The sequence below is a fragment of the Ruegeria sp. CJ3 genome, assembly GCF_056536725.1.
Genome location: NZ_JBQFQE010000001.1, coordinates 388561 through 402295 on the forward strand (window position 1 = coordinate 388561; position 13735 = coordinate 402295).

Sequence of the window (13735 nt, forward strand, 5' to 3'; positions counted from 1 at the left end):
CAATGCCCAAAGACAGTGGCATCGGAGCCAGTTCCAAGCGGCGCGAGGACGTGCGCTTTTTAACCGGAGCGGGCAATTACACCGACGACATCAACGTGGCCGGACAGGCCTATGTGTATTTCCTGCGCTCGGATATCGCGCATGGCCGGATCACCAGCATCGACACTGCGGCAGCCGAGGCCATGCCTGGTGTGGTCAAAGTGTTCACCGGCAAGGATTTCGAAGGGGTGGGCGGCATCCCCTGCGGCTGGGAGGTAACCGACAAGCACGGCGCGCCCATGCAGGAACCGGCGCATCCCATTCTGGCGCAGGGCAAGGTGCGCCATGTGGGCGATCCCATTGCCGCCGTTGTGGCCGACAGCCTGGAACAGGCGCGTGACGCGGCCGAGGCGATTGACCTCGACATCGCGGAACTGCCCGCCGTGATCGACATGAAAGCCGCCGCGCAAGAGGGCGCGACGCTGGTCCATGACGATCTGAAGAACAACATCTGCTATGACTGGCAGCTGGGCGAGGCCGATGACGCCAAGGTCAGTGAGGTCTTCGCCAATGCGGCCCATGTGACCACGCTGGATCTGGTGAACAACCGTCTGGTCGCTAACCCGATGGAGCCGCGTGTGGCGGTGGCGGAATACAGCCGCGGGACCGAGGAGTATACGCTCTATACCACCTCGCAGAACCCGCATGTGATCCGCCTGCTGATGTGCGCCTTTGTGCTGGGCCTGCCCGAACATAAGGTGCGCGTGGTGGCCCCGGATGTGGGTGGTGGCTTTGGCACTAAAATCTTCCATTATGCGGAAGAAGCGTTCGTGACCTTTGCCGCCAAGGCCTGCAACCGGCCTGTGAAGTGGTCGGCCAGCCGGTCCGAGGCGTTCATGTCCGATGCCCATGGCCGGGATCATGTCAGCACGATTGAGCTGGCGCTGGATGCGGACAATAACTTTGTCGGTCTGCGCACCAATACCTTTGCCAATCTGGGGGCGTATCTGTCGACCTTCTCCAGCTCGGTGCCAACATGGCTGCACGGCACACTGATGGCGGGCAATTACAAGACGCCGGTCATTCAGGTGAATGTGAAGGCGATGTTCACCAACACGGTGCCCGTGGATGCTTATCGCGGCGCGGGCCGGCCTGAGGCGACGTACCAGCTGGAGCGTGTCGTCGACAAAGCCGCGCGCGAGCTGGGGGTCGATCCGATTGCCCTGCGCCGTCAGAATTTTGTCACTCAGTTTCCCTATGACACGCCGGTGGCGCTGACCTATGACACTGGCGATTACAACGGGACGATGGACAAGCTTGAGGCCGCCGCCGATCTGGCCGGTTTTGCCGCGCGGCGTGCGCAAAGCGAGGCCAATGGCAAGCTGCGCGGTCTGGGCATCAACTGCTACATCGAGGCCTGCGGTATTGCGCCCTCGAACATCGTGGGGATGCTGGGCGCGCGTGCGGGTCTGTATGATGCGGCGACCGTGCGGGTGAACGCCACCGGTTCGATCAGCGTCATGGTGGGGGCACATAGCCACGGGCAGGGGCATGAGACCGCCTTTCCGCAGGTTGTGGCCGACATGATCGGCATCGACGAGTCGATGGTCGAGATCGTGCATGGCGACACCTCGAAGATCCCGTTTGGCATGGGCACCTATGGCTCGCGCTCGCTGGCGGTCTGTGGCTCGGCCATGGTCAAGGCCACCGAGAAGGTGATCGACAAGGCCAAGAAGATCGCGGCCCACCTGCTAGAGGCGTCAGAGGCCGATATCGAGCTGAAGGATGGTCAGTTCAGCGTGGCGGGCACCGACAAATCGGTGGCCTGGGGCGATGTGACCCTGACGGCCTATGTGCCCCATAACTACCCGCTGGAGGTGGAACCGGGGCTGGAGGAGACCGCTTTTTACGACCCGGCCAACTTTACCTTCCCGGCTGGGGCTTATGCCTGCGAGGTCGAACTGGACCCCGAAACCGGTCAGGTCAGTATCGAAGCCTTCACGGCAGCGGATGACTTCGGCAACATCGTCAACCCCATGATCGTGGACGGCCAGGTGCATGGTGGTATCGGTCAGGGCATCGGTCAGGCAATGTTGGAGAACTGCGCTTATGACGAGAATGGCCAGCTACTGAGCGCGTCGTTCATGGATTACGCCATGCCGCGCGCCGATGATGTGCCCTTCTATGGGGTGGATCATTCCAGCCAGACGCCGTGCACGCATAACCCCTTGGGGGTGAAGGGCTGTGGCGAGGCCGGGGCCATTGGCTCGCCGCCTGCGGTGGTCAATGCGGTGCTGGATGCGATGAACTCTGGCGGCAAGGCGGTGGATCACATCGACATGCCGGTGAGCCCGTCGCGCGTCTGGGCGGCGATGAACAGCTGAGAGGTTGGGGTGCGAGGGGCCAGCCCCTCGCGCTCCCCGGGATATTTATAGCCAGATGAAGAACGGATCCGTGTTCTTCGGAAAGGAAAATGCGAAATGTATAGTTTCGAGTTTGAGAAGCCCTCGAGCATTGCCGATGCGGTTACCGCGTTGGGGGCTGAGGATGCGCAGGCGTTGGGCGGGGGGCAGACGCTGATCCCAACGCTGAAACAGCGGTTGGCATCGCCGTCAGCGCTGGTCTCGCTGAGTGGGATCGCTGAGATGAAGGGGGTTTGTGTCGAGGATGATGGCTCGGTCGCTGTTGGTGGGGCGACGACCCATGCCACGGTCGCGCGCGAGGCGGCGGAGACTTATCCGGCGTTGGCAGCGTTGGCGGGGCAGATCGGTGATCCAGCGGTGCGCAATCGCGGCACGATTGGTGGGTCGGTGGCCAATAATGATCCGGCGGCCTGTTATCCGGCAAGCGTTCTGGGTTCGGGCGCGACCATCGTGACCAACAAGCGCGAGATTGCGGCGGATGAGTATTTCCAGGGCATGTTCTCGACGGCTTTGGATGAGGGCGAGATCATCACCTGGGTCCGCTTCCCGGTGCCGCAGTCGGCGAGCTATCAGAAGTTCCTGCAGCCCGCATCGCGCTTTGCTTTGGTGGGCGTTTACGTGGCGCGGTTCGCGGATGGTGTCCGCGTGGCCGTCACTGGCGCCAGCGAAGACGGTGTTTTCCGCTGGTCCGAGGCCGAGGCGGCGTTGGACAAGGAATTCCGCGCGGATGCGTTGATGGATCTGCAGATCAATCCGGCGAACATGATCGGCGATCTGCATGGCAGCAAGGCGTATCGCGCCCACCTGGTTGGCGTCATGACCAAGAGGGCCGTCGAAGCCTGTATGTGAGGGCGCCCCGACCTGAGCGATCAAAGGCCCCGGTTCGCCGGGGCTTTTTCATGTGTTTCTGATTCTGGGTGGTTTGGCTGGCTGCCAGTAGGCCCCGGTATCTTCCCGGGCCTTCTGATAACGGTCGACCCTGTCGCGCGCTGCGTGGCCGCCTGCGGCGAAGAGGTGACCCAGCAGGCATTCGAGCACCGCCATCGCTCCGGTAAAGCTTGAGAGGTGATGTTGGGTTCGTGTGCTGATGGGCAGGATGATATCGGGATCGACGCCGGGGGCGATGACCTCGCTGTCGGACAGCAAGATGATCCGGGTGCCCCGGTCGCGGGCGAATCGAATCGATTGGATAGTGTCCGATGAATAGGGGTGGACCGTCAGCGCGAATAGGCAGTCGTTCTGATCGGCGTCCAGCAGGTCGTCGATGGCAGTGCCCATGTGCCGTGGGATCAGTTGAAATCCCGGATGCGCCATTCGCCCGGCATAGTGGAAGTAATAAGCCAGCGCATAGCTGGCGCGGGTCGCAGTGATAAAGCAGCGATTGGCTGATCGCATATAGTCGATTGCGCGTTCGACCAAACCGGGCTCCATCAGGCGCAGCGAACGAGAGACCACGTTCAGCTCATTCTGGGCGAAACCGGCCTGGGCTGCGCCGAAGGGGCCCTGAGTCTGCAGCCGGTTGAGCCAATCCTGCCCCAGCCGGTCCTCGCGGTCGGTCACAAGGGTCTGGCGGAAGGGTTTGCGGAAGGCATCATAGCTGTGGAACCCCAGACGTTCAGCCAACCGCACCAGCACGTTTGAGCTGACCCCGATCTTGCTGGCTGTGACACGGATGGGGTCGAGCCCAAAATCTCCGGGGTGGTCGATGACGTATTTGGCCGCGGCCTGCATTTGCGGGGGCAGGGTGTCGATGTCCCGACGCAGGCGCTGGGTCAGAAGGTTTGGACTGATCTGCATGGACCAAGAAAAACATATGTTTTGATGAAAGCAAATTAAAAACGATCGCGTCGGCGATAGATCGGAGGAAACCAGAGCGGAAAATGAAAATGCCCGACACGTCTTCCAAATATGACACGCTGCCATATGTGCTGGTCGCGCCAAACGGGGCGCGGCATGGACAGGGGGACCATCCAGCGCTGCCGATCAGTATTGTTGAAATCGTCGAGACCGCGCGGGCCTGCCATGCCGCAGGTGCGGACGGTATTCATCTGCATGTGCGGAATCGATCCGGGGCTCATACGTTGGATGCAGGCCTTTACCGTGAGGCGATTGCGGAATTGCGGCAGGTCGCGCCGCAGATGGATATTCAGATCACGACCGAATCTGCCGGTGTTTTCGATGTTCAGGCGCAGCTCGACTGTCTGCAACTGGTGCATCCGGAATGGGCCTCGATTTCCGTGCGAGAAATTGCGCGGTCGCCCAAGCTGGCCCCTCGGGTCTATGCCCTGTGCGCCGATCAGGGGACGCGGGTTCAGCACATCCTATACGACGCGGCGGATGCCGAGCTTTTGACGCGTTGGCAGAACAGCGGTGTGGTTGATAGCGATCAACTGGATCGTCTGTTGGTGCTTGGCCGCTATGCGACCGCGCAGGAGTCAGTGCCCGACGATCTGGATGCATTCCCAAGCAGCGTGGACCCGTGGATGGTCTGTGCCTTTGGTGCGCAGGAACATATGTGTCTTCAGCGCGCCGCGCTACGCGGCGGTGACGTTCGGGTGGGGTTCGAGAACAGCCTGACCAGCGCAAACGGGGACGCGTGGACCGATAATGCTGCGTCGGTTTCCGCTTTGATTGATCTTCTGAAAGGGACGGAAACATGAGCCACGTCTTTCCACGCCACACGAAATCGGACCTGCCGGTCGCCGTTGGGGGTGATGGCTGTTACCTGATCGATGCCGAAGGGCGGCGCTATCTCGATTGCGGTGATGCGGCGGTGTCTTGTCTGGGGCATTCTAATGCGGCGGTGATCAAGGCCGTGCAGGATCAGGTTGGACAGATCGCCTTTGCCCATACCGGTTTCATGACGTCCGAACCGGCCGAGGCGCTGGCGGATTTGCTGGTCAGGCACGCTCCGGGCGATCTGGATCGGGTGTACTTTGTTTCGGGCGGCTCCGAGGCGACCGAGGCGGCGATCAAGCTGGCCCGGCAGTTTTTTCTGGAGACCGGACAGCCCGCGCGCCGCCATGTCATCGCGCGACGGCAGAGCTATCATGGCAACACGCTGGGGGCCTTGTCCGCTGGGGGTAATGCGTGGCGGCGGGCGCAATTTGCGCCGATGCTGATCGAGATGACGCATATCGCGCCCTGCTATGAGTATGCCGAGAAGTCAGAGAGTGAGAGCAGCTTTGACTATGGCCAGCGCGTCGCCAATGAGTTGGAGGCCGAGATTTTGCGTCTGGGTCCCGAGACGGTCATGGCGTTCATGGCCGAGCCGGTGGTCGGTGCAACGCTGGGCGCGGTTCCGGCGGTCGAGGGGTATTTCAAGCGGATTCGCGAGATTTGCGACCAGTACGGGGTGCTGCTGATTCTGGATGAGGTGATGTGTGGCATGGGGCGCACCGGGCACCTGTTTGCCTGCGACTTTGATGATGTGGTGCCGGATATTTTGTGCATCGCCAAAGGCTTGGGTGCCGGGTATCAGCCGATTGGGGCGATGATGTGCTCGGGCCGGATCTATGATGCGATCCGGGATGGAACGGGGTTCTTCCAGCACGGTCATACCTATGTCGGACATCCGGTTGCAACGGCGGCGGCTTTGGCCGTTGTGACCGAACTGACCGGGAAAGACCTGCCCGCGCGCGCGGCGCGGATGGGTGAGAATCTGCGATCGGCGTTGACCGCGACCTTCGGCCAGCATCCAAATGTCGGGGATATTCGCGGGCGCGGCCTGTTCCGGGGCCTGGAACTGGTGGCAGATCGCGAGACGAAGGCTCCGTTCGACCCGGCGCTTGGAGTTGCGGGCAAGATCAAGAAGGCTGCTTTCAACGAGGGGCTGATCTGTTATCCGATGTCCGGCACGCGCGACGGGCGGCAGGGCGATCATATCCTTCTGGCACCTCCGTTCATCATCGAAGACGCGCAGATCGACGAATTGGTCGCCAAGCTGGCGCGCGCGATGGCTAGTGTGATCTGACAATGCCGTGACAGGTCTGCCGGTGCGGGGCTAACCCTGTAGGGTTGGTGCATTGAACACGTCGAAAGGTCCCCGCGTATGGTGCGAGATATCTGGTCGAGTTTCCGGGACCTGCCGCTTTGGGTTCAAGTCTGGGTCGCGCTCATTTTGGTGCCGGTGAACCTGATGCCGCTGGCTTTTGTTGATCAGCCTTATGGTTGGCCGATTGCGGCGCTGGCGGTGATGGGCATGGCGTTGAACATTCCGATCATGCTGGTTGCACGGGGCATGTCGCGGGCGATGGCCTTGCCGCATCTCCTGTGCTGGGTGCCGCTCGTCGTGCTGGTGGCCTATGTGCTTCAAGATGGGGGCGATCTGTCCCCGGCTTATGCCTCGGCGCTGATGCTGCTGGTTGTGGTCGACGTGATCTCGCTGGCGTTCGACCTGCGCGATGCGGTACTTTGGTTGAAACGCGACAAGGCATGAAAAAGGCCCCGGCCAGAGCGGCGGAGCCTTCGTAAACGCTGAGATAAGCGCTTATTTCTGCGGAAGAGGTCCGATCATCATGATCATCTGGCGGCCTTCCATCTTGGGCATGTTCTCGATCTTGCCCAGTTCTTTGACGTCTTCGGCCACGCGTTCCAGCAACTCACGCCCTAGGTTTTGGTGCGCCATCTCGCGCCCACGGAAACGCAGAGTGACTTTGACCTTGTCGCCGTTCTCGAGAAACTTGAACACGTTGCGCATCTTGACGTCATAATCATGCGTGTCGGTGTTGGGCCGGAACTTGACCTCTTTCACCTCGATGATCTTTTGTTTCTTGCGGGCTTCGCTTTCGCGTTTCTGCTGTTCGTACTTGAACTTGCCGAAATCCATGATTTTGCAGACAGGCGGGTTCGCGTTTGGCGAAATCTCGACCAGATCGAGGCCGACATCGGCGGCCATCTGCATGGCTTTGGCGGGATGAACCACCCCGACATTTTCACCTTCGGCGCCAATCAGGCGAATTTCGGGGGCACGGATCTTGTCGTTGACGCGCGGTCCGGTGTCTCGCTGCGGCGGCGCGTTGTGAGGTCTGCGGGCTATGGGTTCATTCCTTTGATGATTGCAGAATTTCGAGCCCGGAATTTAGACCGGGCTGGCAGGTGTTTCAAGCGGCATAAATCGCAGCCGCATGAAAATTTCCATGAATTACCGGCGTTTTTGCCGGTTCGACGCCCAAAGACGCGACCGGCAAACCGGTTCAGCCGACAAAGGCCTTCTCGATCACGAACTCTTTGGGCTCGGAATTTGCGCCTTCGCGCAAGCCGAACTCTTCGAGGATCGCCTTGATATCGTGGTTGAAGGCCAGGCTGCCGCAGACCATGGCGCGGTCATTTTGGGGGCATATGCCGCCTTCGATGCCCAGATCGGCAAAGACCGTGCCGTCCTGCAGCAGGGTGGTGATACGGCCCATCTTGGGGCTCTGTTCCCGCGTGGTGGTGGGGTAATAGCGGATCTTGTCGGCAAATCCTTCACCGATCAGTTCGGCCAGCAATTCGTCGTTACGGACGTTTTCGATCAATTCACGGCCATAGTCCAACTCGGCCACATCGCGGCAGGTGTGGGTGATGATCACCTCGTCGTAATCCTCATAGGTCTGCGGCTCGCGCAGCAGCGAGGCGAAGGGCGCAAAGCCGGTGCCAGTGGCAAAGAACCAGATGCGCTTGCCGGGCAGCAGGGCGTCATGGACCAAAGTGCCGACCGGTTTGGGGCGCAGGATGATCTGATCGCCGGGCTGGATGTGCTGCAGCTTCGAGGTCAGAGGGCCGTCCTGCACCTTGATCGAGTAGAACTCCAGTTCCTCGTCCCACGAGGGCGACGCGATCGAATAAGCCCGCAGCAGCGGTTTTCCATTGTCGCCCAACAGACCGATCATCACAAACTCACCCGAACGGAACCGCAGCGTTTGCGGGCGCGTGACCTTGAACGAGAACAGCCGGTCGGTCCAGTGCTTTACGTCTGTGACGGTCTGGGCGTCGGGCAGGACGGGGGCCTTTACGGCGGTGGCTTCACTCACGGGCTTCATCTCTGTCATCGTTGTACCTGTCGGTTGGGTAAACCGACATCTCCGTTTAATCTTTGATCCAAGTCAGGAAAAGGGACAGATTGCCCCTTGCGTTTCAAAAGCTGGCGACGACGGCGTTAGCCGCGCAGGCGGGCCTGATAGCTATGATCTTTCCAGTTCGCACGGGCCAGCCACTGATCTTCCGGTTGCCGCGCGGCCAAGACGTCGTCGATTTCAACCTCGTCAAAACCGCTGCGCCGGGCCATGGCGTACTGGTCAGCCAGCACATGACCCTTGGCGCGCAAACGGCCGGTATAGCCTTTCAGACGCAAGATGCGCGCGATGGTAAAGCCGCGCCCATCTGCCGAAGACGGAAAGTTCACGCGCACCATCTTGGCACTGCCCAGACGTTCGACAAGCTCATCTGGGTCAGTGTCCGAGGCGACATCCAGCGCGACCACGTCATTGGCTGCGTCCTCAAGGGTGACATAGCCGTCGGTCCAGTCATCGGGCGCAAAACCCGCATCAGATACGATTACGTTCATGTTTTCTCTCCGGCGCGCACCATCTTGCCATCGACAAAATGGATGCCGCACTCTTCCTTGTTTTGATCGCGCCAGCGTCCGGCGCGGGGGTCTTCGCCTTCCTTGACCGGCGAGGTGCAGGGCGCACAGCCAATCGAAGGATAACCTTTCGCCACCAGTGGATGCCGGGGCAAGTTGTTTTCTTCCATATAGGCGCGGACGTCCTCGGGGGCCCAATGAGCCAGCGGATTGACCTTGATGCGGCCCGTGCCGTCCTCGACTTCAAAGAACTCAAGCGCCGCGCGGGTGCCCGCCTGAAATCGCTTGCGCCCGGTAATCCAGCCGCAATAGCCCGATAGCGCCTTTTGCAGCGGAAAGGTCTTGCGCAGGTTGCAGCAGGCATCCGTATCCTGCAGGCGCAATGCGCCATAGGGGTCTTCGCGCTGCACGTCGTCATCCTCGGCGCGGATGATCTGGACGTTTTTCAGGCCCAGGCGCTCACTGACCTCTTGCTGGTATTCCAGCGTTTCAGTGAACAGCATCTGAGTATCGACGAACAGCACCGGCGTCATCTTGTCGACCACGGCGGCCATATGCAGCAACACTACTGATTCCGCGCCAAAGCTTGAGACCAGCGCAAGCGCGTCGATCTCCTCAAGGGCACCGTGCATGACGTCATGCGCCGAGTGGTGCCGGAACCGGGTGTTCAGCGCCTCGACCCTTTCGGTCAGTTCGCTGCGGTCCTTGCCCAGTTCGGTCTGGATCAGATCAAGCGGCATTCGCCTGCGCCTCGGGGTAGAGGGCTGCTTTGAACGGGGCCATGCCGACACGGCGATAGGTCTGCAGGAATTCTTCTTCGGCGCTTTCGCGTTGCTCCAGATAGGTGTCGACGATGCGTTCCACGGCGGGAACAATCTCATCATAGGCAAAGCCCGGACCGGTGCGGTCGCCAATGGCTGCAGTCTCGGTGCCATCGCCGCCCAGAGTGATCTGGTAGTTTTCAACGCCTGCACGATCCAGACCCAGAATGCCGATGTGACCAACGTGGTGGTGCCCGCACGCGTTGATGCAGCCTGAGATCTTGATCTTCAGGTGGCCGATATCATGCTCAAGCTTCAGGTCTTCAAACCGGGTCGCGATTTCCTGCGCAACCGGGATCGAACGCGCAGTGGCCAGCGCGCAGTAATCCATGCCGGGGCAGGCGATGATGTCGCTGATCAGGCCGATATTAGCGGTGGCCAGTTCGTATTCCTTCAGCTTGGCATGGATCGCGGGCAGGTCTGATTTGTGGACATGCGGCAGGATCACGTTCTGCTCATGGCTGATGCGCAACTCGTCATAGGCGAACTCTTCGGCCAGATCAGCCATGACGCGCATCTGTTCAGCGGTCGCATCGCCCGGCGTCGCGCCGTGCTTCTTGATCGAGATCGTCACGATCGCGTGGTCCGCGTTCTTGTGCGGCGCGATGTTGATGTCGACCCACGAACGGAACACCGGATCGTTGGTATAGGCGCTTTCGAACGACGCAACAGAACCTTCGCGGAAGGCGGGGGCGGCAAAGTGGCCCTTGATCTCTTCCAACAGGTTCATGTCCGCGCCTTTGAATTGCGGGCGGACTTGCAAGAAGCGCTCATTGACCTTGGCGCGGATTGCGTCGATGCCGTGCTCGTGCACGGTGATCTTGATGCGCGCCTTATACTTATTGTCGCGGCGGCCGATTTGATTCCACACCGAGACGGTGGCTTCGAGATAAGCCAGCAGGTCGTCAAAGGCGACGAATTCGGACAGCTCCTTGCCGATCATCGGGGTGCGGCCCAGACCGCCACCGACAATAACGCGGGCACCTAGGATACCATCACGCTCGACCAGTTGCAGGCCGATGTCGTGCGCCTTGATCACAGCACGGTCGTTTTCTGAGCCGGTGATGGCGATCTTGAACTTGCGCGGCATGAACTGGAATTCCGGGTGATCGGTCGACCACTGGCGCAGCAACTCGGCATAGGGGCGGGGATCGGCGACCTCATCGGCAGCAGCACCGGCGAAATGGTCTGCGGTCACGTTGCGGATAGTGTTGCCACTGGTCTGAATGGCGTGCATGCCGACCTCGGCCAGCGCGTCCAGCATATCCGGCACGTCGTTCAGCTTGGGCCAGTTGTACTGGATGTTCTGGCGGGTGGTGAAATGGCCATAGCCCTTGTCCCACTTCTCGGCCAAAAGGGCCAGTTGGCGCATCTGCGCGCTGGAGAGCGTGCCATAGGGAATGGCAACCCGCAGCATGTACGCGTGCAACTGCAGATACAGGCCGTTCATCAGGCGCAGCGGCTTGAATTCATCCTCGGTCAACGAGCCGTCAATGCGGCGCTCGACCTGTGCCCGGAACTGCGCGTTACGTTCTGCCAAAAATGCTGTGTCGAACTCGGAGTAGCGATACATGATTAGCTGTCCTTAGTTGCAGCCCCGAACCTTGGGGCATTGAAGAGGGGAGAGAGCCTGTGATCAGGCCCGGGGCTGCGGGGAAGTTTCCTGTTTGCCATGGGCATAGTTGGACGGACCAGTGCGGCGGAAGTCTTCCCGGAAATGGGTGGGCTCAGGGCCGTTGTCCCCGGCGACGGCATCGGCGAGGTAGGCACCGACAATACGGTTGACCTGACGCTCGGCATCCAGCAGGCGAAGTTGTGCGTGGGCCTCGTCGGTGATCAATTCAGCCTCCGAAAGCTCACGCGACCACCGGTCATCATCGGTCAGATAGATCACGTCGCCTTCCAGCAGGTCGTTGGCTGTGACCACTTTGGGTGTAAAAGCGCGGGGCATCAGGCAAGGTCCTCGTTATTTGCAGGCGTCGCTGCCGTGTGATTTCGGTCGTTTGACTTGTTGCTCAATATAGGAAATTATCCCGACTAGACGCTATATGTCTTGGAAAATAAGAACGTATGTTCCATCACGTGGCCACGGTGGAACCCATGTTCTGAATTGAAGGAGAATGTGGAATGTCGGTGCGTATCGACGAGACGGATCGGAAAATTCTGACCGAGTTGCAGCGGGATGCAAGCCAGTCACTCGACGAAATCGCCGCCCGCGTCGGCAGTTCCAAGACCCCGGTCTGGAATCGCATTCGCAAGCTGAGAGGAGCCGGGGTGATCGGTCAGCAGACCGTCCTTCTCGATGCCGAGGCGCTGGGATTCGAGGCGACGTTCTTTGTGCTGATCCGTACATCTGAGCATGAGGCGGAATGGCAAAAAAAGTTTCTCAAAGCCCTGCGAGACCGTCCTGAGGTACAGGAGGCGCACCGGTTGGCAGGGGACATCGACTACATTCTCAAAGTACGCGTCCGGAACGCCCGGGCCTATGATGCGTTCTACCAGACATTGATATCCGAAGTCCGCGTACACAATGTCACCGCACTCCTATCGATGGAAGAAATCAAATCCACTACGATGTTGCCCCTGAATTCGGCAAGTGTGGCCTGACCCGTCGATTGGAGAGGGGGCCCTGCCCCCGCCACCCGTTGGGCGGCTCCCCCGGGATATTTATAGCCAGATGAAGCAGGGGATCCAGTCTTCATCTGGCTACAAATATCCCCGCCGGAGGCATCGCGCGGCACGCGCGATTTGGTTGTCTCAGGTGCAGACTCTCAGCTCGGTCAGGCCGTGAAAATGATAGCTGTTGGAATAGCGGGGTCTTTCCGCGAGGTGCAGGCCGGGGCATCTGCTGAACAGAATGGGCAGGGCTATCCGCATTTCGAGGCGCGCAAGGGGGGCACCTACGCAGAAATGCAGCCCTCCGCCGAAGCTGGTGTTGGCGCTGACCGGGCGGGCTGGGTCAAAGGTGTTGGGTGATGGCCAGATATTTGGATCACGATTGGCCGCGCCCAGAAGCAGGGCGACCTCTTGGCCACGCGTGAACCGGTGCCCGAACAGTTCGACATCCTCATAGGCGTAGCGCGTGAACATATGCAGGGGCGGGTCAAAGCGCAGGATCTCTTCGATTGCGGTGTCGATTGTCTCGGGAGATGTGATCCGATCCTGCGCTGCGGTGGTCAGGATGGTCTTCACGCCGTTGCCGATGGCATGAACGGTTGCCTCATGGCCGGCGTTCAGCAGCAGGATGCACGTTGTGATGAGTTCCTCACGTGTCAGCCTGTCGCCATCCTCCTCGGCGGCGATCAGGCGGGTGATCAGATCGTCGCGCGGGTCTTTCCTGCGGGTTTCGATGTAGCCTTCGAGAAAGCGAGTGAACTCGGTCGAGGCGATGGCGGCAGCGTCTTCGGTCTGACGCGTTCGGCTGGCCTGATACATGGCGACCATTGCGTGCGACCAGTTCAGAAGTTGCGGTGCCATGTCTGTCGGCACGCCCAGTAGCCGGCAGATGGTGATCACGGGCACCTGTGTGCAATAGGCCTGCAGAAGGTCGAAAGGGTCGCTGGGAAACCGGCCGACCAATTCGTGGCATAGGGTTTCGATAGAAGGGGCGAGCGCGGCGATGGCGCGGGACGTGAAGGCGCGGACCACCAGCGCACGCAGGCGGGTGTGCCGGGGCGGCTCAAGTTCGAGCATCGAATGCGCCTCGACATCGAGCCAGGGTGCCAGGTGATCGGGGCCGGGTTGCGCAAGCTCGGGCGGGACCTCGCGCCCGAAGCGGCGGTCGCGCAGCAAGGCGTGAACGGCGCGGTGCGAGACGGCGGCGACCATGTCGTAGTCCTGCCAAAAGACGAGATCCCCGAACTGGCGGGCGCTGTCGTAGAAAGGATAGGGGTTTTGCACGAAGGCGGGATCGGTGGGGGATTGGGTCAGCATCTTCATGCGGTGCAGAC

At 60.6% G+C, this 13735-nt stretch carries 14 protein-coding genes; 6 read left to right on the forward strand and 8 right to left on the reverse strand.

The genetic code is table 11. From position 1 onward, the window contains the following. The first annotated feature begins 2 nt into the window (after window positions 1-2). Window positions 3-2363: a xanthine dehydrogenase family protein molybdopterin-binding subunit gene (locus ACR0J1_RS01885; protein ID WP_480729845.1), complete on the forward strand. Its 2361-nt coding sequence runs from the start codon at window positions 3-5 to the stop codon at window positions 2361-2363. A gap of 96 nt (window positions 2364-2459) precedes the next feature. Then, complete coding sequence (locus ACR0J1_RS01890; RefSeq protein ID WP_480729843.1) at window positions 2460-3251, forward strand: FAD binding domain-containing protein; 792 nt, start codon at window positions 2460-2462, stop codon at window positions 3249-3251. A 48-nt stretch (window positions 3252-3299) separates the two neighbouring features. Here ACR0J1_RS01890 and ACR0J1_RS01895 read toward each other — a convergent pair whose 3' ends face one another. Then, complete coding sequence (locus ACR0J1_RS01895) at window positions 3300-4199, reverse strand: MurR/RpiR family transcriptional regulator (RefSeq protein ID WP_480729842.1); 900 nt, start codon at window positions 4197-4199, stop codon at window positions 3300-3302. A gap of 89 nt (window positions 4200-4288) precedes the next feature. Between ACR0J1_RS01895 and ACR0J1_RS01900 the strand changes: the two genes are divergently transcribed. The 3 genes from ACR0J1_RS01900 (at window position 4289) to ACR0J1_RS01910 (ending at window position 6840) form a co-directional block, all read left to right on the forward strand. Continuing rightward, complete coding sequence (locus ACR0J1_RS01900; RefSeq protein WP_480734476.1) at window positions 4289-5062, forward strand: beta-keto acid cleavage family enzyme; 774 nt, start codon at window positions 4289-4291, stop codon at window positions 5060-5062. Continuing rightward, window positions 5059-6375, forward strand: a complete 1317-nt coding sequence (locus ACR0J1_RS01905; protein WP_480729838.1) for an aspartate aminotransferase family protein — start codon at window positions 5059-5061, stop codon at window positions 6373-6375. The genes ACR0J1_RS01900 and ACR0J1_RS01905 overlap by 4 nt, the downstream gene beginning before the upstream one ends. Window positions 6376-6453: 78 nt before the next feature. Beyond that, window positions 6454-6840, forward strand: coding sequence for a hypothetical protein (locus ACR0J1_RS01910; protein ID WP_480729836.1), 387 nt, complete (start codon window positions 6454-6456; stop codon window positions 6838-6840). Between the two features lie 51 nt (window positions 6841-6891). Here the strand turns inward: ACR0J1_RS01910 and infC are convergent, their stop codons facing one another. From infC to ACR0J1_RS01940, 6 genes are all read right to left on the reverse strand, one after another. Beyond that, window positions 6892-7482: a translation initiation factor IF-3 gene (gene infC, locus ACR0J1_RS01915; protein WP_480752339.1), complete on the reverse strand. Its 591-nt coding sequence runs from the start codon at window positions 7480-7482 to the stop codon at window positions 6892-6894. Between the two features lie 115 nt (window positions 7483-7597). Further along, window positions 7598-8431 (reverse strand): ferredoxin--NADP reductase, encoded by an 834-nt coding sequence (locus ACR0J1_RS01920; protein ID WP_480729834.1) that lies wholly within the window; start codon window positions 8429-8431, stop codon window positions 7598-7600. Between the two features lie 107 nt (window positions 8432-8538). Then, window positions 8539-8946: a DUF934 domain-containing protein gene (locus ACR0J1_RS01925; RefSeq protein WP_480729833.1), complete on the reverse strand. Its 408-nt coding sequence runs from the start codon at window positions 8944-8946 to the stop codon at window positions 8539-8541. After that, a complete protein-coding gene (locus ACR0J1_RS01930) occupies window positions 8943-9704 on the reverse strand; it encodes a phosphoadenylyl-sulfate reductase (RefSeq protein ID WP_480729831.1) in 762 nt (253 codons plus the stop codon). The genes ACR0J1_RS01925 and ACR0J1_RS01930 overlap by 4 nt, the downstream gene beginning before the upstream one ends. Beyond that, window positions 9694-11358 (reverse strand): nitrite/sulfite reductase, encoded by a 1665-nt coding sequence (locus ACR0J1_RS01935; protein WP_480729830.1) that lies wholly within the window; start codon window positions 11356-11358, stop codon window positions 9694-9696. The genes ACR0J1_RS01930 and ACR0J1_RS01935 overlap by 11 nt, the downstream gene beginning before the upstream one ends. Before the next feature lie 63 nt (window positions 11359-11421). Beyond that, window positions 11422-11736, reverse strand: coding sequence for a DUF2849 domain-containing protein (locus tag ACR0J1_RS01940; protein ID WP_480729828.1), 315 nt, complete (start codon window positions 11734-11736; stop codon window positions 11422-11424). Between the two features lie 176 nt (window positions 11737-11912). Between ACR0J1_RS01940 and ACR0J1_RS01945 the strand changes: the two genes are divergently transcribed. Further along, a complete protein-coding gene (locus tag ACR0J1_RS01945; protein ID WP_480729827.1) occupies window positions 11913-12392 on the forward strand; it encodes an Lrp/AsnC family transcriptional regulator in 480 nt (159 codons plus the stop codon). 150 nt (window positions 12393-12542) lie between these two features. Here ACR0J1_RS01945 and ACR0J1_RS01950 read toward each other — a convergent pair whose 3' ends face one another. Next, window positions 12543-13724: a cytochrome P450 gene (locus ACR0J1_RS01950; RefSeq protein WP_480729825.1), complete on the reverse strand. Its 1182-nt coding sequence runs from the start codon at window positions 13722-13724 to the stop codon at window positions 12543-12545. Window positions 13725-13735 lie beyond the last annotated feature (11 nt).